The 19,402-nt window shown below is 72.4% G+C and carries 18 protein-coding genes; 6 read left to right on the top strand and 12 right to left on the bottom strand.

The annotated features are described in order from the left end of the window. The first annotated feature begins 3 nt into the window (after window positions 1-3). Entirely contained in the window at window positions 4-1,125 is a 1,122-nt protein-coding gene (locus BGM09_RS36105; protein ID WP_188285979.1) for a helix-turn-helix domain-containing protein, read from the top strand. Then, a complete protein-coding gene (locus tag BGM09_RS36100) occupies window positions 1,122-1,685 on the top strand; it encodes a hypothetical protein (RefSeq protein ID WP_188285978.1) in 564 nt (187 codons plus the stop codon). Before BGM09_RS36105 ends, BGM09_RS36100 begins: the two co-directional genes overlap by 4 nt. Here the strand turns inward: BGM09_RS36100 and BGM09_RS36095 are convergent. After that, window positions 1,642-2,088, bottom strand: coding sequence for an ATP-binding protein (locus BGM09_RS36095; protein ID WP_188285977.1), 447 nt, complete (start codon window positions 2,086-2,088; stop codon window positions 1,642-1,644). The two genes, BGM09_RS36100 and BGM09_RS36095, sit on opposite strands and share 44 nt — an antisense overlap. Window positions 2,089-2,182: 94 nt before the next feature. Between BGM09_RS36095 and BGM09_RS36090 the strand changes: the two genes are divergently transcribed. Then, window positions 2,183-2,956, top strand: coding sequence for a GntR family transcriptional regulator (locus BGM09_RS36090; RefSeq protein ID WP_188285976.1), 774 nt, complete (start codon window positions 2,183-2,185; stop codon window positions 2,954-2,956). A 27-nt stretch (window positions 2,957-2,983) separates the two neighbouring features. Beyond that, on the top strand, window positions 2,984-3,496 hold the full coding sequence (locus BGM09_RS36085) for a GNAT family N-acetyltransferase (protein WP_188285975.1): 513 nt from the start codon (window positions 2,984-2,986) through the stop codon (window positions 3,494-3,496). 19 nt (window positions 3,497-3,515) lie between these two features. Here BGM09_RS36085 and BGM09_RS36080 read toward each other — a convergent pair whose 3' ends face one another. From BGM09_RS36080 to BGM09_RS36050, 7 genes are all read right to left on the bottom strand, one after another. Then, a complete protein-coding gene (locus tag BGM09_RS36080) occupies window positions 3,516-4,814 on the bottom strand; it encodes a hypothetical protein (protein ID WP_188285999.1) in 1,299 nt (432 codons plus the stop codon). Window positions 4,815-4,876: 62 nt separating this feature from the next. After that, window positions 4,877-6,109: a hypothetical protein gene (locus tag BGM09_RS36075; RefSeq protein WP_317453028.1), complete on the bottom strand. Its 1,233-nt coding sequence runs from the start codon at window positions 6,107-6,109 to the stop codon at window positions 4,877-4,879. 1 nt (window position 6,110) lies between these two features. After that, a complete protein-coding gene (locus BGM09_RS36070; protein WP_188285974.1) occupies window positions 6,111-7,301 on the bottom strand; it encodes a WxL protein peptidoglycan domain-containing protein in 1,191 nt (396 codons plus the stop codon). Window positions 7,302-7,544: 243 nt separating this feature from the next. Continuing rightward, entirely contained in the window at window positions 7,545-8,906 is a 1,362-nt protein-coding gene (locus BGM09_RS36065; protein ID WP_411158415.1) for a beta-xylosidase, read from the bottom strand. A gap of 136 nt (window positions 8,907-9,042) precedes the next feature. After that, window positions 9,043-9,777, bottom strand: a complete 735-nt coding sequence (locus BGM09_RS36060; protein ID WP_188285973.1) for a peptidase — start codon at window positions 9,775-9,777, stop codon at window positions 9,043-9,045. Window positions 9,778-10,062: 285 nt separating this feature from the next. Beyond that, window positions 10,063-10,566, bottom strand: a complete 504-nt coding sequence (locus tag BGM09_RS36055; RefSeq protein WP_188285972.1) for an ATP-binding protein — start codon at window positions 10,564-10,566, stop codon at window positions 10,063-10,065. Window positions 10,567-10,707: 141 nt separating this feature from the next. Continuing rightward, on the bottom strand, window positions 10,708-11,076 hold the full coding sequence (locus tag BGM09_RS36050; protein WP_188285971.1) for an STAS domain-containing protein: 369 nt from the start codon (window positions 11,074-11,076) through the stop codon (window positions 10,708-10,710). Between the two features lie 242 nt (window positions 11,077-11,318). Here BGM09_RS36050 and BGM09_RS36045 point away from each other — a divergent pair, with 242 nt between their 5' ends. Further along, on the top strand, window positions 11,319-12,170 hold the full coding sequence (locus BGM09_RS36045; RefSeq protein ID WP_188285970.1) for an RNA polymerase sigma factor SigF: 852 nt from the start codon (window positions 11,319-11,321) through the stop codon (window positions 12,168-12,170). A 41-nt stretch (window positions 12,171-12,211) separates the two neighbouring features. Here the strand turns inward: BGM09_RS36045 and hutI are convergent, their stop codons facing one another. From hutI to hutU, 4 genes are all read right to left on the bottom strand, one after another. After that, window positions 12,212-13,426 carry an imidazolonepropionase gene (gene hutI, locus BGM09_RS36040; RefSeq protein WP_188285969.1) on the bottom strand — a complete coding sequence of 405 codons (1,215 nt, stop codon included), beginning with the start codon at window positions 13,424-13,426 and terminating at the stop codon, window positions 12,212-12,214. A 101-nt stretch (window positions 13,427-13,527) separates the two neighbouring features. Next, window positions 13,528-14,916, bottom strand: a complete 1,389-nt coding sequence (locus BGM09_RS36035) for a formimidoylglutamate deiminase (protein ID WP_188285996.1) — start codon at window positions 14,914-14,916, stop codon at window positions 13,528-13,530. Then, window positions 14,859-16,055 carry an allantoate amidohydrolase gene (locus tag BGM09_RS36030; RefSeq protein WP_188285995.1) on the bottom strand — a complete coding sequence of 399 codons (1,197 nt, stop codon included), beginning with the start codon at window positions 16,053-16,055 and terminating at the stop codon, window positions 14,859-14,861. Before BGM09_RS36030 ends, BGM09_RS36035 begins: the two co-directional genes overlap by 58 nt. Window positions 16,056-16,177: 122 nt before the next feature. Then, entirely contained in the window at window positions 16,178-17,836 is a 1,659-nt protein-coding gene (hutU, locus tag BGM09_RS36025; RefSeq protein ID WP_188285968.1) for a urocanate hydratase, read from the bottom strand. 173 nt (window positions 17,837-18,009) lie between these two features. Between hutU and BGM09_RS36020 the strand changes: the two genes are divergently transcribed. Further along, entirely contained in the window at window positions 18,010-19,335 is a 1,326-nt protein-coding gene (locus tag BGM09_RS36020) for a diaminopimelate decarboxylase (RefSeq protein WP_188285967.1), read from the top strand. The last annotated feature ends 67 nt before the right edge of the window (window positions 19,336-19,402 follow it).

Below are 19,402 nucleotides of genomic sequence, written 5' to 3'. Positions count from 1 at the left end.
ACAATGGATGAGTGGACGTGGGCCGACGTGGGAGCCAGGGTCGCAGAGGCGCGGGCAGCCCGTGGCTTCAGCCAGGAGCACCTGGCGGATACCACCGGCATGGACCGGTCCGCCATTGCCAAGATCGAGGTCGGCGGGAGAAAGCTGAACTCGCTGGAGTTGGCGGCGATCGGTACCGCGCTGGCACGGCCCCTGTCATGGTTCGTCACTCCCCCCGAGCCGGTCGTGGCCAGCAGGCGCGCCCAGCAGGCGCAACGGGACGACCGAGCCGGCGAGTACGAACTGGAGGACTGTCTGCGGGACGTGCGCACGCTGGTCGACGCCGCCGCCCTCGGGACGGCCAGTCGCGGCGAACCGGCCGGACCCTTCACCGCCGACGACACCCAAGCCGTCCTCGCTGCCGTCGGCGACGCCCGGTCCCGACTGGGAGCAGACGTCGGCCAGCCGCTGTTGAACCTGGCCAACCTCCTGGAGAAGGCGGGCCTTTACACCTGGTCCGCGTCCATCGGACCGCAAGGGGTCGACGGGTGTTACGCCGCTCTCGGCGATGTCGGAGTCGCCGTCATCAACAGCACCCTGGACGCGGGCCGACGACGCACCACCCTGGCCCATGAGTTCGGGCACCACATCCTCGCCGACGCCTACTCCGCCGACTGGGGCGTCGACACCAGTGACCACGAACGCGCCATCGACGCGTTCGCCGCCGCTCTCCTCTTCCCGCCCGGCGCCACCGGCCGCTACCGGCAACTGCGCGAGGAGCACAGACTGCGTCCGGCCGTCATCACTCTGGCAGCCGAGTACCGGGTGAGCTGGTCCATCGCACTGCGCCAACTGCGCGCCTATGAAGCGATCGACAGCGAGGAGTACCGCGGCCTCGACCGGAGCTCACCCACTCGTGCCGACTACATGGAGGCGGGGATACAGGTCGTGGAGGAGTTGACCGAAGGTCACGTGCCCACCGGTATCAGAGCGGCGGCCGTGCACGCTTACCGGACCTACAAGATCTCCGCCACCCGCGCCCTGGAGATCATCCGGGACAAGCAGTTGCACCGCGAAGACCTCGGCCAGCCCCATCCGGTTCCGCTGGAGGCACTGCGCGGGGAAGTGGGAGCCTCCCTGTCATGACCGACACGAGCCTGGGCACGTGCCTGGTGTTCGACAGCTCACCGCTGAACTACTTCGCCCGTTCCGGCCAACTGGACGTGCTGGCAAAACTCGTTGAGGGACGCACCTGCCTGCTGACCAGCGCCGTCGCGCACGAGATCCGGCGCGGAGCCGCACGGCACAGCCGCCTGCACCTGGTGGGAGTCCAGCCGTGGTTGACCGAGACCAACGACGACTCGCTGGAATTCCTCGCGTTATTCAGCGCGTTCCACAATCGTCTCGGCGGCGGTACGGGAGACACCAAGGACCTCGGTGAGGCAACCACGCTCGCCTACGCCCAACTGCACGGGTACACCGCTGTCATCGACGACCGGGCCGGCCGGAACACCGCGATCGCCCATGGCGTGCCCGTATCAACCACCCTCCAGCTGATCTGCCACGGCCTGCGCAACAGCCTCCTCGACGAGCGGCAAGCCTGCGCGGTGGTCGACGCGTTACGGGACGCGGAGGCCTTTCTGCCTTGCGGCGGCCCGGACTTCATCGAGTGGGCCAGAGCCGCGGGCCTGCTCGATCCCACCTGACCGGCACAGAACGCGTCGCTTGACGGTCCGCGACAGACAGCCGGGGCGACGGGCTACCGACCCGCGGGCCGGGTGGCTCCGCGTCCGAGGCCGCCTCGCGGCGTTCCGGCTTCTCCCCGCTCGCGTCGTGCACCTCGATCCGCACGCCGTCGCGCAAGCGCTCGAATCGCGTCCTGATCAGGTGCCCGCTCGGCCGCCGCGCGTGCCGCACGCTGTTCGTCACCAGCTCGGAGACGACCAGCTCCGCCGCCTCCGCGAGATGGCCCAGCCCCCACTCCCCGAGGCACCCCGCCAATAAGCGCCGCGCGGCGCCGACCGAACGGGGGCCGTGGGGCCAGGACTTGACGATGACGGAGTCACGTTCACCGGCTGGCGCCGGACCCTCAGGTGGTGGAAAGTTCATGACCGCTCCCTCAACGGGGCATCAGGGGCGGCGACTTGCTTGGCGGTGGGGTGCCGCCCCAACTGGCTTAAGCCAGCTGCTATATGCTCGCTCCATGACCGCGTCAGACGCCTCTCCCCCGCAGCCCGCCAGCAGGCGTATCGCCCAAGCCCTCAGGTCGGCGATCGAACGCGGCGAGTTGTCGGCCGGGGACCGGCTCCCGTCGGAGCGCGCGCTCGCGGAGGAGTACGGGGCGGCCCGGAACACGGCGCGGGAGGCGATTCGGCTGCTGGCCGAGCAGGGCCTTGTCACGGCGAAGCACGGACGTGGCGTCTTCGTGCGTGAACCGCAGCGCCTCTTCCGCTTCGGCAGCGACCGCTACTCGCTGAGGAACCGCGAGACGGGTCTCACCCCGTTCCGGTTGGAGGCGAGCCGTCAGGGGAAGACCGCGCGGATCGACGTGCTGAGCATCCGGCGGGCCGTGCCGCCGCCGGGCATAGCCGAGCGCCTCAAGGTCTCCGCCGACGAGGAGAGCGTCGTGCACCGCGAGAACCACTACTTCGCGGACGACGAGCCGGTCCAGATCGTCTCGACGTATCTCCGCTGGGCCGAGGCACAAGGGACCGCGCTGACGCAGCCGAAGACGGGTCCGCACGGGATCTACGGCCGACTCGAGGAACTGGGCCACACCATGACCCGCGTACGCGACGAGATCAGCGCCCGGATGCCGACGCCCGAGGAGGCCCGGCTCCTCGAACTCCCGCCGGGCGTACCGGTGCTCGAAGTCCTTCACACCAGCCTGGACCAGGACTCGGAGCCGTTCGAGGTCTCCCGCTACGTCCACCGCGCCGACCTCACCGGCCTCCTGTACGAACTGCCCGTCGAGTAGACCCACTTCCGCGTATCGGAGGCCCGCATGACCAGCCCGGTTGTCCGAACCCTTCAGGCCGTCGACATCCCCGGAGCCGCGGCGGCGCTGGTCGAGGTCCACGCGACGGACGGCTACCCGGTCGAAGGCGTCCGGCAGCCGGAGGACTGGATCAACTCCCCTGCCGTCGACCATGCCTGGGTCGCCGAGATCGGCCGGCGGATCGTCGGACACGTAGCAGTCATGCGCCCCCAGGGCGAAGACGCCGTCGCTCTCTGGCAGCGGCAGCGCGGCACCGAGGACATCCGCGTCGGCGTGCTGGCCCGCCTCTACGTCACCCGCGCCGCGCGGGGCAACGCCGTCGGCGAAGCCCTCATGCGCGCCGCCATGGCCTACGCCCAGCAGCGCACCATGCGCCTCGTCCTCGACGTCATGACCAAGGACACCGCCGCCATCCGCCTCTACGAACGCCTCGGCTGGCACCCCATCGGCCAAGCCACGCACCACTACGGCGACAACCAGCGGATCGCCGCCGTCTGTTACGTCTCACCGGCCGGATAGGCCCCCGGCAGGGGAACCGTCAGCGGCGGAGGAAGCGGCGCCAGGGGGTGAAGGTGAAGACGGCGGCGCCGAGGAGGAGGGCGGTGGCGGCGACGTAACCGAGGGCGCGGAGGGGGCCGTTGGCGTCGGAGCCGGTGGCCGCGAGGTCGCCGCCGGTGGTGGAGCCGGTCGTGCTCGAACCGGCTGTGGTGGAGCCGCCCGTGGTCGTGGAGCCCGTGGTGCCGCCGCCGGGGGCGGCGGTGGTGTCGAGGGTGAGGGAGACCGGGGCGGCCTTCGTGGGCGTGCAGGTGGCGACGGCGGTGCCGCCGTCGGTGAGCTTGATGGTGAGGACGCCGGGGCTCAGCCCGATCTTGCCGGTTTTGCCGGGCACGAAGCGGCCCTTGATGTCGTCGATGGTGATGGGCGCGTTCTGGGCGAAGGCGGTGCTGTTCGGGGAGCCGGTGAGGGTCAGGGAGCCGGTCTGGGCACCGCTGAGCAGCACCTCGATGCTCGGCGTGATCATGCCCTTGCTGATCGGAGTCGGGCTGTCCATCACGCTGTTGCCGAACTTCACGGTCAGGTCGTAGCCGGACGACGCCTTCGCCGCGTCGATCTCGACCTTCGACGTCGCCGACTTGTCACCGATCAGCGTCTTGCAGGCGTAAGGCACGTTCACAGACGTCCCCTTGAACGACGTTCCCCCGGTGCCGCCCGACGTGCTCCCGCCCGATGTGCCTCCGGTGGTCGTACCACCCGTGGTCGTACCGCCGGTCGTCGTACCACCCGTCGTCGTACCACCGGTCGTCGTACCGCCGGTCGTCGTACCGCCCGTCGTCGTACCACCGCTGGTCGTCCCACCCCCGTCCGTCACCTTGATCGTCGTCGCCACCGGCACATCGGCCGTCGGCGTGCAGACGGTGTCCGTCGAGATCGGGTAGCTGACGTTGATGGTGTAGGCCCCCGGGGAGAGGGTGATGTCACCGGCCTTGGTGAGTTTGAGGGTGCCGGTCATGTCGGAGAGCTTCATTTCGCTGTTCTTGGGGATGGCCGGATTCTGGCGCGGGCCCTGGACGTCGAGGGTGCCGGTCTGGGCGCCGCCGAGGGTGACCTTGCCGGACGGCTGCACCTTGTCGGCGGGGAGGTCGATGATGTCGGGGTTCTTGGAGGCGGCCTGGACGGTCTTCCAGGTGACGGTGACCGTGTCGCCGACCTTGGCGGTGGCGGGCGCGGTGATGTCGGCCTTGGTGGTGCCGTCGATGGGGCCGAGGCCAGAGGCGGCCGGGGGCACGCACCTGGTCGCGAAGTCGGATTCCGCCGCGTGCGCGACCCCCGCGGTCATCAGCACCGTTCCGCCGCCGAGCAGCAGAGCGGCCACGGCCGCGGACGCGCTTCGTCGTATGGTCACGGGCTTCCTTTCGAAGGGGGGTTCGGGGTGGTGCTCGCGGTGGGGCCGGGGCGCGCGGCCGGGAACGCGCCGTGGGTGTACCAGGGCAGCGGGCCCGCGTCCGGGGCGTACGAGGGCGGCAGAGGCGCGGCGGCCGACGGCAAAGAGGAGGACGACGACGGCTCCGGCGCGCGCCCCGCGAATCGTCTGCGCGGCGCAACGGATTTCAGCGGCAGCGGCAGATGCGCCAGTACGGTCGCCGGGTGCCACGCGGGCCGCGCGCCGCCGGGCACGGACACCCCGGCGCCGGGCCTGAGCCGGTTGACCAGCAGCATCCCGAGCCGGAAGACGGCGGCCGGGACGACGAGGAAGAGCAGAATCCAGAAGAGGGTGACGCCCCACGGCCGCCCGACCGACCACGGCTCGGTGACCAGCACCTTTCCGCCGTAGCGCAGTTGGACGGTGTACGCGCCGTGCGCTCCGGAGCCCAGCTCCACCGGGAAGCTGATCTGTTGTTTCCCGCCGGGCGCGACCGTGCCGTGCCACTGCTGGCGGTCCCACTGGGGTGCGTAGACGCCGTGCGAGGTGCCGACGTCGAAGGCCGGGTCCTTGACCGCGCCCGAGCCCAGATTGCCGACGGTGAACACGAGCGTGCGGTGCGCGGGCGCGCCGAACCAGGTGAGCAGTCCGCCGCCGCCGCGCAGCCGCGCGGTCAGTACGGCGAGCCTGCCGGTGCCGGTCTGCGCAGGCAGCGGCGCGGTGGGGTGTCCCGTCACGGTGAACGGCGCGTCCACGGTGAGCTGTTCACCGGTCACCGTGGACACGTGGATGACGCAGGGGCACGGCTTCGGCGGCGCCACGACCGGCAGTCGGCGGCTGAACTTGCCCGCCGCGTCGGTGGTGACGGCCCGGCCGGAGGCGTTGGCGCAGGAGTTGGTGCCGCCGATCGCGTCCTGGCCGCAGAGCAGGATGGCCAGCAGGGTGCCGGGTTTCCAGCCCGCGCCGACCACGGTGATGTCGCCGCCGGGGCGGGCCGCGCCGGGGTGCGCCACAACGGTCGGCGCCGTGGCGGCGGCGGGCGCGCGGAGTACCGCGGAGCCGGCGGGCGCGCCGAGCGCCGCCGGTGCCGCGACGGCCGAACCGGCCGTCAGGACAAGGGCGGTGACGAAGGTGAGGACCGGCCGCCGGAGCCGAGCCCGCCGCCCGAGACCCAACCGCCTTCCCAGGAGCCCGCTTCGCGTCGCCCGCACGTCAACTCCCGCCCGTCGGAGCGCCGATGACGGCGGTGTCGGGCCCGGAGTCCGCACCCGTATCGGTATCCGTCTCCATGTCCGCACGCGCACGCGGGCCGGGGCCCGTATACGTATCGTCCGGCTCCCCGTCCGGCCGGGCGCCCGGCGGCGCCTCAGCGGCTTCCGCCGCCGGGTGCCGCGACCGCCAACGGCGTACGTACCAGACGACCAGCACCGCGAGTCCGGCCAGGACGAGCCCCACCGCGAGCCAGGGTGCGACGAGGTACGAGGCGGTGTCGCGCTCGTTGACGCCGCCGGTCGCGGTGCTGACGGTCAGCCGGACCGAGACGCGGTCGAAGGCCGGGGCGCCCGCCCACTTCTCGGTGAGGCTGACCTGCTGTCCCGGCAGGAGTTCGAGGGGCAGGTCGCGGGCCGGGCGGTTGAGCAGGGTGCGACCGAAGAGGCCGGTGGCCTTGACGGCCAGGCGCGGCGAGAGGGTGACATTGCCCCGGTTGACCAGCGTGTAGTGGATGGTGGCGGCCGTGCTGCCGGTGCCGGGCAGCAGCGGGCCGCCGTGGCTGACGGTGAGGTGTTCGACGGAGAGCGCGGCCAGGCTCGGCCCGCCGACCCGCAGGTAGACACGCGCGCCGACCGCCCTGCGCACGCCGACCGCGACCTTGCCCGAGCCCTCGTCGGTCCGGGTGTCGAGGGCGACGATCGCGCCGGGGTGGTCGCCGGGCGAGGCGTTGGCCGGGACGGTGAGGGTGAACGGGATGTCGGCGCGGGTGCGCGGCGGCACGGTCAGCGTGGTCTTGGCGAGCCGGATCCAGGTGCCGACGTCGCGGTTGGTCTCGTCGGGGCCTCTGACGGCAAAGCCGCCGTCGCGCGGGGTGTTGTACGCGTCGGCGCCGTAGAGCCTGAAGGTCATCGGCGCGGTGGAGAGGTTGGAGACCGACACCTTGTCCTTGACGGTGGTGCCGGGGTCGGCCTGGAGGGTGAAGAACTGCCGTTCCTGGCCGGTGGCGCCGGGGTCGGCGGCGCCCGCGGCGGGGGCGGGGAAGACCGACCAGCGCCCGTTGTCGGCGGCGCCGGCCGGTCCCGCCGCCGGACCGAGGAGAGTGACAAGGCCGACCGCCGCGACGGCGCCGGTCGCGGTGAGCGCGCGCAGGCCCCTGGCAGCGGCGGACCGTGCCCGCACCCGCACCGGCATCCGCACCCGTCCGCGAGGAAGTACGCCCGGACGTACGCCCGCAGGCGCGCCCGCAGGCGTCCCCGCGAGCGCGTCCGGAAGCGGCGGACGGGTCCGCACACGTATCCGCGTACGCGTCCGCGCGTCGGCCCTGACCCGGGCGGCGCGCGGGCGGGACCGGGACGGCAGCGGTGACCACGACCGTGCTCGCGACCACGACATCCTCGTCAACTCCCTCGGTCGGCAGCAGTATCTGACTGTGCGTCAGGTCAGAGTCAGGGTCAAGACTCCCGAGTAGGTTCCGGCGGGACTGAACCGCGGAATGTCGAGTGAGAGGTCGGCGTCGACGGTGAACTCGCCACCGGTGGCCGTGGCGTCGGGCGCGGAGGCCAGGGTGGCTCCCGTACTGCCGACGGAACCGGCGCTGCCCGCCACGCAGTTGCTCGGGCTGCCCGTCGCGGTCGCGCAGGCGGGTGTCCAGCCGAGCTTGTCCGCACCGATCCGCGACCCGCCGGGGCCGGTGAAGTCGCTGACCTTGCCGGTGAGCGACCAGCCGGTGGAGCCGCCGCGGAAGTCCGTGACGGTGACGGTCCTGAGCGCGCCGGTCGACGTGCCGCCCGCGCCGAAGTCGACGGGCGTCATGGTGACCGTGTCACCGGCCTGCGTCATCGACAGCGTGCCCGGGACGACCGACGCCGTGACCTTCTGCGCGCCGGGCGGTACGGGGGTGTTGTCGTTGACGGTGTACGCGGCGGGCCCGGCGGCGGTCGCGGAGTCGTACGCGCCGCCCTCGTACGCCACGATCCCGGTCGTCGCCAGGTCGTTGACGGTGAGCGAGGCCGAGAAGCCGCCGTAGGCGTCGGCGGTGGCCGTCGTACGGTCGGCCGTCTCGTTGGCGCCCGCGCGGCCCGCGAGGGTGACGGTGGCGCCCTCGGTGAAGTGGCTGCCGGTCACGGTGACGGCCGCGCCCTTGTCGCCCGAGGCCGAACCAAGCTTGATGGCACGGTTGTTGGTCGGCACCGAGCCGCTCGCGGTGACGGTCTCGGAGACCGGCGCGGGCGGATTCGTCACCGTGCAGACGGTGTCCAGTTCCAGGATGTAGCTGGTGTGGATGGTGTAGTCGCCGGGCGACAGGGTGATCGTGCCCGCCGCGGTGGCGGTGAAGCTGCCGTGCATGACCAGCGCGGGGAAGGCGCCCTTGCCGGGGATCGGCGGGTTGCTCTTGGGGCCGTCCACCGTGACGGCGCCGGTCTGCGCGCCGCCGAGCACCACGACGGCGTGCGGTGTGACCACGTCGGCGGGCAGCGCGATGTCGGTCGGGTTGCTCGCGGCGGCCTGGCTGAGCGTGTAGGTGACGTTGACGGTGTCGCCGACCTTCGGCGTCGCGTTGTCCACGGTGATCGTGGCGGTGGACGTGCCGTCGATGGGCGGCAGCCCGGCGACGGCCGGCGGGATGCAGTGCGTGGCGAAGTCGACCGGGGTGTTGGCGTGCGCCGAGGCGGCGAGCACCGCCCCGCCGCCGACGATCAGCGCCGCGGTACCGATGACCGCCACGAGCCTGCGCGCGACGGTGGCTGGTCTTCGTGGACTTCGGCGGCCCGGCGCCCTTCGCGAATGAACGTTCATTTCGTCCCCTTGCTCCGTGTTCGTGACGCGGCGTCCCTCATTTCCCGCGCCGAGGGTGGCCATTGAGGCCGGGCGGTCAAGAGAAGTCAATGGAGAGCGCCGACCGTTTTTGACGATCCGTCAGATCGCCGGGCCGTCAGACGCGGCGCCGGCTGCGGCGGGTCAGCCAGAGCGCGCCACCGGCCCCGAACAGCAGCACCGTGCCGCCGAGGGTGCCGAGGGCGACCACGCCGTCGTCGGAGCCGGTCTGCGCGAGGTTGCCGCTCGAACCTCCGCTCGTGCCACCGGAACCCGACGAACCGCCGGAGCTCGTCGTACCGCCGGACGTGCTCGACCCGCTCGAACCGCCCGAACCGCTCGATCCGCCCGCCGCCTTGACGGTGAGAGTGAGCGACACCCCCGGCTTGGGATCGGCCGTACAGGTCGTCGTCGTGCCCAGCGCCAGGATGGTCAGCACGCCGGGCGTGAAGGTGACCTTGCCGCTCGCCTTCGGGGTGTACGTGCCCGACAGATCGGTGATCTTGATCGGCGTATTGGCCGGGATCGGGGCCGGGTTGGACGGTCCCGTCACCGTGAGCGAACCGCTGTCCGCGCCGCCGAGCAGGATCGTCGCGTGCGGGTTCATCGCCCCTTTGCCCAGCTCGATCGGGCTGGACGAGACACCTTTCTGGAAGGTCATCTTCAGGCGGTACGACGAACCGCTGGGCGTGGCCGTGATGTCGATCGGCGAGACCGCGCTCTTGTCGCCGATCGGCGTCTTGCAGTGGTAGTTGACGTTCACCGTGGCCGCCTGCGCCGCCGGGGCGCCGGTCATGACGACCGCCCCCGCCGCTATCCCGGCCACCACGAAACCCGCCCTGGTCCTGCTCATCGGCCCATCTCCCTCCGCCGCCACCCGCACCGGCAGATCTGACGGCACATCAGATTTGGCGTGAGGGTACGCCGGTGAGGTCGGAGAGGGAAGAGAGGCGCCGCACCGACGGAAACCGGGCGCGCGAGGGCGGAGCCGGAGGCGTACGAGGGCGCGCGTGCGCGGAGGAAGGCGAACGTGCGCGTACGAGGACGAACGTGCGCGTACGAGAACGCGTCAGGGCAGGCGCGCCTGGCGGCGCAGACGTACAGGGGCGGCCGTACGGAAAGGGGGCGGCCGTGACGGTTACGCCGGTGCGGCCAGTTCCGCCCAGACCGTCTTGCCCGGCCGGTCGGTCTCGCGGATCACGCCCCAGTCGAGGCAGAGCCGCTGCACGATGAACATGCCGTGTCCGCCGGGGCGGCCCGCGCGGTGCGGGGTACGGGGTGACGGCTCGCCGGGGCCGCTGTCGACGACCTCGAGCCGCAGCGACTTGGGGTTGCGGCGCAGCCGCAGCTCGTCGGGTCCGCCCGCGTGCAGGCAGGCGTTGGTGACCAGTTCGGAGACGACCAGCAGCACGTCCTCGGCGGCGGCTCTGCGGTCCGCGTTCGCGGCGGGCAGCCAGCCCCAGTCGCGCAGTGCCTGCCGGGTGAAGTCTCGGGCGCGCGGCACGATGCCGCTCTCGCCCGACAGCGCCAGCTTCCGTACCGGTTCGTCGGGACCGGCCCGCTCGGGCGCCGACACGTCGGACTCACCCTCGCCCGAGTCCGAGCCGCGGTCGTCCGCAGCGTAAGGCCGGGTGGTGCTCATCAGCGCCTCACCTCACGGATGTCCAACAGGTGTCCGTCGGTCTTCTTCCCGGTCGATCTCCGGGAACACGTCCGGAAGCCCACCAAACATCGTCCCGGCGGAAATCGCCACTCACTTCCCTTGGCCCCCGTACGCACCCCGCTACTCCTGAAGCGCCTGGTCCAGCGTGGCGTGCACGGTGAAGACCGTGTCCGCCCCGGTGATCTCGAAAACGCGGGCGACCGTCGGCTGCATGGCCGCCAGATGGACGGCCCCTCCGACGGCGTCCGCCCGCAGTCGCGCGCTGAGCAGCACGTTCAGCCCCGTGGAGTCGCAGAACTCCAGGCCCGCGCAGTCGATCACCAGACGGCTGGTGCCCGCGTCGAGAGCCGCGTCGAGCGGCTCGCTCAGCAGGTCAGCGGTGTGGTGGTCCAGCTCGCCCGTGGGGGCGAAGACCGCGGATCGGCCGTGGTGTCCCACCTCGACACGCAGCCTTCCCAGGTCGGCCGTGCCGACCACATCGCGGTCCATGTGCGCTCCTCTGTGTGTCCGTGTTGACACGCCCCCCGACCCTACGCTTTTCGCAGATGGCGCGGTAGTCGAAGGGTCACGGGCCCGGCCGGAACGGGTCCGCCCGCGGACCCTCACCCGTTCGAGTGAATTTGCGGCCCGCCGGTGCATCGGGGTAGGGGTGGAGATACGGCACCGCTGCGTCCATCGCCGCGAGTGGTCGTGAACGTGTCAAGAAAAGGTCTCAAGAGAGGGAGGAGCACATGACACCCCGGTTGAGCCCGGATCATGCGCACGAGCAGCTCAAGGGCCTTGAGGGACTTCCGGAGATCCCGCCGTACGACCGCATAGGAGCGGTCGACGCCCGCGCTCTGTCGAAGACGCTCTTCGCCCGCCTCCAGTCGCTGGAGGAGGGCACCACCGAGTATTCGTATGTCCGCAACACCCTGGTCGAACTCAATCTGGCGCTGGTGAAATTCGCCGCCTCGCGCTTCCGCACCCGCAGCGAGCCGATGGAGGACATCGTCCAGGTCGGCACGATCGGCCTGATCAAGGCGATCGACCGGTTCGAGCTGAGCCGCGGTGTGGAGTTCCCCACCTTCGCGATGCCGACGATCATCGGCGAGATCAAGCGTTTCTTCCGTGACACGAGCTGGTCGGTACGGGTGCCGCGGCGCCTCCAGGAGCTGCGCCTGGACCTCGCCAAGGCGGGCGACGAGCTGGCCCAGCGGCTGGACCGCTCCCCGACCGTGCGGGAGCTGGCCGAACGCCTCGGCCTGCCCGAGCACGAGATCGTCGAGGGCATGGCGGCGAGCAACGCGTACACCGCCAGTTCGCTGGACGCCCAGCCCGCGGAGGACGACCCGGAGGGCGCACTGGCCGACCGGATCGGCTACGAGGACCACGACCTCGAAGGCATCGAGTACGTCGAGTCCCTCAAGCCGCTGATCGCCGGGCTCACACCGCGCGACCGCACCATCTTGTCGCTGCGCTTCGTCGCCAATCTCACGCAGTCCGAGATCGGCGAGGAACTGGGCATCTCGCAGATGCACGTGTCACGCCTGCTGACCCGCACGCTGGCGCGGCTGCGCCGCGGGCTGATGGCCGAGGACTAGAAGCTTTCCCCGGGCCCCCCGGGGTCCGTGCCCCGCGCGCTTCAGACGCGCTTCCCGGCCTGCCACACCGCCGCCGTCAGGGGGACTCCCGGGCGGTAGGCGAGGTGGACGTGGCTGGGGGCGTCCAGCAGGTGCAGATCGGCGCGGGCGCCCGGCGTGACCGTGCCGACGTCCGTACGGCGCAGCGCACGGGCGCCGCCGAGGGTGGCGGCCAGAACGGCCTCGTCGGGGGTCATGCCCATGTCGCGGACCGCGAGGGCCACGCAGAAGGCCATGGAGCTGGTGAAGGACGAGCCCGGGTTGCAGTCCGTGGACAGCGCCACCGTCGCGCCCGCGTCCAGCAGCCGCCGGGCGTCCGGGTAGACGGCCCGGGTGGAGAATTCGGCGCCGGGCAGCAGCGTCGCGACCGTACGCGGCGCGCCGGCGAGCGCGTCCACGTCGGCGTCCGTGAGATGCGTGCAGTGGTCGGCCGAGGCCGCGTCCAGCTCGACGGCGAGGCGCACGCCGGGGCCGTACGAGAGCTGGTTGGCGTGCACGCGCGGGATCAGTCCGCGGGCCGCGCCGGCGGTGAGGACCGCGCGGGCCTGGTCGCCGTCGAAGGCGCCCTCCTCGCAGAAGACGTCGATCCAGCGGGCGTGCGGCGCGCAGGCGTCCAGCATCTCGCCGGTCACCAGGGCGACGTACGCCGCCGGGTCGTCGGCGAACTCCGGGGCGACGACGTGGGCGCCCAGATACGTCACCTCGTCGGTGTGACCTGCCGCGATCCGCAGCGCGCGGGCCTCGTCGTGCGTGGTCAGGCCGTAGCCGGACTTGGTCTCCTGCGTCGTGGTGCCCTGTCGCAGCGCCTCCGCGAGGTAGCGGGCGACGTTCGCCGACAGTGCGTCGTCGGTGGCCGCGCGGGTGGCCGCGACCGTGGTGCGGATGCCGCCCGCGCTGTAGGGGCGGCCCGACATCCGGGCGTGGAATTCGGCGGTCCTGTCGCCCGCGAAGACCAGGTGCGCGTGGGAGTCCACGAAGCCGGGGAGCAGCGCCCGGCCCCCGGCGTCGTGGTGACTGTCAGTGGCGGGTGCTTTGCTGGTGGTACCGGTCCAGACGACGCGGTCGCCCTCGATGACGACGGCGGCGTCCTGGATCAGGCCGAGGGGGTTTTCCGGGGTGCGGAGGGAGGGATCGTTGGTGGCCAGAGCGCCAATGTTGGTGACGGCCGTGCTGTGCGCCGGGCCGCTCGGGGCGCTGGTCGCCGGGCTGCTGGTCATCGCGCGGGGGTTCTCCTTCGGACGCGGGCACGGACGCGGGCACGGGGACGGAGGCGGGGACGGAGGCGGGCACGTGCTGGGGCTCGGGGACGGGCTCGGGCTCAGCGGACGGCGGCGATGGCCGCTGCCAGGGCGGCGGGCACGTCCTCGACGAGCTGATGCCGCCCGTCGCGGACGATCTGCCGGCCGCCGACCACGGTGGACGTCACATCCGCGCCCGTGGCCGCGAATACGGCGGTCTCCGCGCCCAGCCGGGGCATCGGTCCCGCGGTGCGGACGGAGTCCAGCGCGATCGTGGTGAAGTCCGCGGCGGCGCCCGGTTCGAGGCGGCCCGCGTCGGGGCGGCCGAGGCTCGCGTGGCCGTCCTCGGTGGCGGCGCGCAGCAGTTGGGCCGCGGTCCAGTGGCCGCGGGCGCGGGTGCGCAGCCGTTCGTTCAGCTCCATGGCGCGCGCCTCCTCGAACAGGTCGATGACGGCGTGGCTGTCGCTGCCCAGGCTCAGCGGGCTGCCCGCCGCCTTGAGCCGGGGCGCCGGGCCGATGCCGTCGGCGAGGTCGCGTTCCGTCGTGGGGCACATGCAGACGGTGCTGCCCGCGCGCCCGATCAGGCCGATGTCCTCACCGGTGAGGTGCGTGGCGTGCACGGCGGTGGCGGTCGGCTTCCAGAAGCCGGAGTCCGCGAGCAGCCGGGCCGGGGTGCGGCCGTGCACCGCGACGCACGCCTCGTTCTCGGCGGGCTGCTCGGACAGGTGGATGTGCGTCGGCACGCCGTCGGTCCAGCGGGCGAAGGCCGTGTAGCCGTCGCTCGCCGAGAAGGCCCGCACCGAGTGCAGCGCGGCGCCGATCGTCGCGTGGCCGCCGCCCTTGAGCTGCGACCAGCGCTCGTACCAGCGGTCGGCCGTGCCGTCGCCGAAGCGGGTCTGCGGTCCGGCCAGCGGCGCGTAGCCGTTGCGGTTCAGGCCGCCGTGCAGGTAGACGGTGTCGAGCAGCGTGATCCGGATACCGGCCGCGTCCGCGGCGGCGATCAGGGCCTCGCCCATGGCGTTGGGGTTGTCGTACGGGGCGCCGCCCGGCTGGTGGTGCAGGTAGTGGAATTCGCCGACCGCGGTGATCCCGGCCAGCGCCATCTCGGCGTAGACGGCGCGGGCGAGGTCGAAGTACGTGTCGGGGGTGAGCTTCTGCGCGACGCCGTACATGAACTCGCGCCAGGTCCAGAAGGTGCCGGTGCCGACCTGCACGGTGCCGCGCAGGGCCCGGTGGAAGGCGTGGCTGTGGGCGTTGGCCAGGCCGGGCAGGGTCAGGCCGCGCAGGACGGTCGCCCCTGCGGGCGGCGCGTCCACGCCTGTTCTGACCTCGGTGATGCGTTCGTCCGCGACCGTGAGCGCGACGCCCGGCTCGACATGGGTGCCGAGCCAGGCGTGCTCCAGCCAGTACGTCACCTGCACGCGAGACCTTCCAGTACGTCGGCGAGTGCGGTCACACCGGCGACGCAGTCGTCCTCGGCCGCCGATTCGGCCGGGGAGTGCGAGACGCCGGTGGGGTTGCGTACGAACAGCATGGCGGTTGGGACGGTCGCGGACAGGATGCCCGCGTCGTGTCCCGCGCCGGTCGCGAGGACCGGTACGGGCGCGGCGCCGCCAAGCAGCGCGGTGAGGCGGTCACGCAGGTCGTGGGCGAATTCCACCACCGGGGTGAAGGATTCGCGGACGACCCGCACGTCCACGCCGTCGCGGGCGCCGCGTTCGGTCGCGGCCTGCTCGATGGCGTTGACGACCTCGGCGAGGGTGGCCTCGTCCGCGGCGCGCGAGTCGAGCCAGCCCCGAACGAGTGAGGCGATGGCGTTGACGCCGTTGGGTTCCACACTGACCTTGCCGAAGGTCGCCAGCGCCCCCGCGAGGCGGGCCTTCTTGCGGGCGGCCAGCACCGTGTTGGCGTACGTCAGCATCGGGTCGCGGCGGTCCTCCAGGCGGGTGGTGCCCGCGTGGTTGGCCTCGCCGGTGAAGTCGAACCGCCAGCGGCCGTGCGGCCAGATCGCCGAGGCGACGCCCACCGCGTCGCCCGACAGGTCCAGGGCGCGGCCCTGTTCGATGTGGAGTTCCACGAAGGCGCCGATCCGGGCGAGCCGTTCGGGGTCGGGGCCGATCGCCTCCGGGTCCTGGCCCGCCGCCTCCATCGCCCGCGCGAGGCTCACGCCGTCCGCGTCGCGCAGTTCCCTGGCGCGTTCCGGGGTCAACTGGCCCGCGCTCAGCCGGGACCCGGCGCAGGCGACGCCGAAGCGGGCGCCTTCCTCGTCGGTGAAGTTGACGAGGGCCAGGGGGCGGGCGGGGGTCGCGCCGCGGGCGCGGAGTTCGTCGAGGGCGGCGAAGGAGGAGATGACGCCGAGGGGGCCGTCGAAGGGGCCGCCGTCGGGGACGGAGTCCAGGTGGGAGCCGGTGACGACGGCGTCGCCCGCCGTCGGGTCGCCCTGCCACGCCCACTGGTTGCCGTTGCGGTCGACCTCGTAGGTCAGGGCGCGGGATTCCGCCTGGGCGCGGAACCACGCACGGCAGTCGGTGTCGGCCGGGGTCCACGCGTAGCGGCGGTATCCGCCGGTGCCGCTGTCGCGGCCGACCGGGAGGAGGTCGCGCCACATCGTCTGGAAGGACGCGCCCACGGCGGGCTGTCTCTCCCCCGACCCGCCCCTTCCCGAGACCGAGGGCTCCGCCCCTGGGCCCCGGTCCTCAAGCGCCAGACGGGCTGGATGGGCCGGCGGGGTCATTCGGTCTCCCGCATCGGGACGCGGACGCCGCGCTCGGCGGCTACCTCGTCGGCGCGGTCGTAGCCCGCGTCGACGTGGCGGATGACGCCCATGCCGGGGTCGTTGGTGAGGACGCGGCGGATCTTCTCGGCGGCGAGGGGGGTGCCGTCGGCGACGGTGACCTGCCCGGCGTGGATGCTGCGGCCGATGCCGACGCCGCCGCCGTGGTGGATGGAGACCCAGGAGGCGCCGGAGGCGACGTTGACCATGGCGTTGAGCAGCGGCCAGTCGGCGATGGCGTCGGAGCCGTCGAGCATGGCCTCGGTCTCGCGGTAGGGGGAGGCGACGGAACCGGCGTCGAGGTGGTCGCGGCCGATGACGACGGGGGCGGCGAGGGTGCCGTCGGCGACCATCTCGTTGAAGCGCTCGCCCGCGCGGTCGCGTTCGCCGTAGCCGAGCCAGCAGATGCGGGCGGGCAGGCCCTGGAACTGGACGCGTTCGCCCGCGAGGCGGATCCAGCGGGCCAGCGACTCGTTCTCGGGGAAGAGTTCGAGGATGGCCTTGTCGGTCTTGTGGATGTCGGACGCCTCGCCGGACAGCGCGGCCCAGCGGAAGGGGCCCTTGCCCTCGCAGAACAGCGGCCTGATGTAGGCGGGGACGAAGCCGGGGAAGGCGAAGGCCCGCTCGTACCCGGCGAGTTGGGCCTCGCCGCGAATGGAGTTGCCGTAGTCGAAGACCTCGGCGCCCGCGTCCTGGAAGCCGACCATTGCCTCGACGTGCGTGGCCATGGACTCGCGGGCCCGCTGGGTGAATTCGGCGGGCTTCTCGGCGGCGTAGTCGGCCATGTCGGAGAAGTCGATGCCGAGCGGGAGGTACGCGAGCGGGTCGTGGGCGGAGGTCTGGTCGGTGACGATGTCGATGGGGGCGCCCATGGCGAGGAGTCGAGGTACCAGTTCGGCCGCGTTGCCGAGGACGCCGACGGACAGCGGGCGGCGGGCGTCGCGGGCCTCGGTGGCCAGCCGCAGCGCGTGCTCCAGCGAGTCGGCCTTCACGTCGAGGTAGCGGTGCTCGATGCGGCGCTCGATGGCCCGCGGGTCGACGTCGACGCAGATGACGACGCCGCCGTTCATGGTGACGGCCAGCGGCTGGGCGCCGCCCATGCCGCCGAGCCCGGCGGTGAGGGTGATGGTGCCGGCCAGGGTGCCGTCGAAGCGTTTGGCGGCGACGGCGGCGAAGGTCTCGTAGGTGCCCTGGAGGATGCCCTGGGTGCCGATGTAGATCCACGAGCCTGCGGTCATCTGGCCGTACATGGTCAGGCCCAGGGCTTCGAGGCGGCGGAATTCCTCCCAGTTCGCCCAGTCGCCGACGAGGTTGGAGTTGGCGATCAGGACGCGCGGCGCCCACTCGTGGGTCTGCATGACGCCGACCGGGCGGCCGGACTGGACGAGCATCGTCTCGTCCTGCTTGAGGCCGCGCAGGGTGCGGACCATGGCGTCGAAGGAGTTCCAGTCGCGGGCGGCCTTGCCGGTGCCGCCGTAGACGACGAGCTTGTCGGGGTGCTCGGCGACCTCCGGGTCGAGGTTGTTCTGCAACATGCGCAGCGCGGCTTCCTGCTGCCAGCCCAGCGCGCTCAGTTCCGTACCGCGCGGTGCGCGTACCGGCCTCGGTCCCGTCATCGGTGCGGCCTCCTCGTCGTCGGCGCACCCGGTGTGGGTGCATCCATTCACATCCTGACTAGCTGAATAGCTCTAGTCAACAAGGTGCGGTCCCGTGGCCCCCGTGAGATCGGCGCGACCACTCCTTGAGCCGGGTTGGCGAGCGCGGGCGGGGAGGTGGTGGGATGGATGTCATGACGGATGAACTGGGAATACGGCGGGGGCACGCGCTGCGTGCCGCGGTGGAGCAGGGACTGGTCAGCGAGGCGGAGCCGGTCGTCGGTCTGCTGGACGTCACCGGCGTCGAACGCTCGGCGACGGCGCTGCACGCCGCCTTCGCGACGCCGGGCGTGGCCATCACCCATACCTTCGCCGTCAAGGCCGCCTCCCTCGTCCCGGTGCTCGCCCTGCTCGGCGAGTGCGGGCTCGGCGCGGAGGTCGCCAGCCCCGGCGAGCTGGCACTGGCGCGCGCCGCGGGCATCCCGGCGGACCGGACCGTCCTGGACTCCCCCGCCAAGACCGTCGCGGAACTGCGCGAGGCGCTGGCGCTGGGCATCGCCGTCAACGCGGACAATCCGCAGGAGCTGGCCAGGATCGACGCGCTGCGACTGGCCGGGACGGAGTCGGCCGCCCCCGTCGGGCTGCGGGTCAACCCGCAGGTGGGCGGCGGCACGATCGGCGCGATGAGCACCGCGACGGCCACCTCGAAGTTCGGCGTGGCGCTGCGCGACCCAGGCGCGGAGGAGTGGGTGCTGCGCGCGTACGCCGAGCGCCCCTGGCTCAACCGGCTGCACACCCACACCGGTTCGCAGGGCGTGCCGCTCGAACTGATGGCGGCGGGGGTGCGGGCCGCGTACGAACTGGCCGAGCGGATCAACGCGGCGGCCGGGCGGCAGCAGGTCTCCGTCCTCGACATCGGCGGCGGCCTGCCGGTGAACTTCCGCTCCGACGACGTCACGCCGTCCTTCGCGGACTACGCGCGCGTGCTGCGCGCCGAGGTGCCGGGGCTCTTCGACGGGCGCTACGGCATCGTCACCGAGTTCGGGCGCTCCCTGCTGGCCAAGAACGGCACGGTGCTGGCGCGCGTGGAGTACGCCAAATCCGCGGGCGGGCGGCCGATCGCGGTGACGCACGCGGGCGCGCAGGTGGCCACCCGTACCGTCTTCGTCCCCGAGGCGTGGCCGATCCGGGTACTGGCACTGGACGGCAAGGGCCGGGAGAAGGACGGCGAGCCGGTCGTGCAGGACGTGGCGGGGCCGTGCTGCTTCGCGGGCGACCTGGTCGCGCAGGGCCGCGCGCTGCCGCTGCTGGACGCGGGCGATTTTGTCGCGCTGCTCGACACCGGCGCGTACTACTTCTCGAACCACTTCGCGTACAACTCGCTGCCCCGGCCCGCCGTCCACGGCTACACCGCGGACAGCACGGGCTCGGTCACCTTCGCCCAGGTCAGGACCGCCCAGACCCTGGACGACCTGGTCGCGGAGAGCGGCGGCGCCCTGCCGCCCCTGCGCCGGGGCTGACGGCGGGCGCCGGGCGGTCGCCCTCCCGCTGGTCAGGACCGCCCGCCGCCGGGACTAGCGGAGCGGC

The sequence above is a fragment of the Streptomyces sp. CBMA29 genome (genome assembly GCF_014596445.1).
GTDB lineage: Bacteria > Actinomycetota > Actinomycetes > Streptomycetales > Streptomycetaceae > Actinacidiphila.
This window is presented reverse-complemented; position numbering and strand designations above follow the sequence as displayed.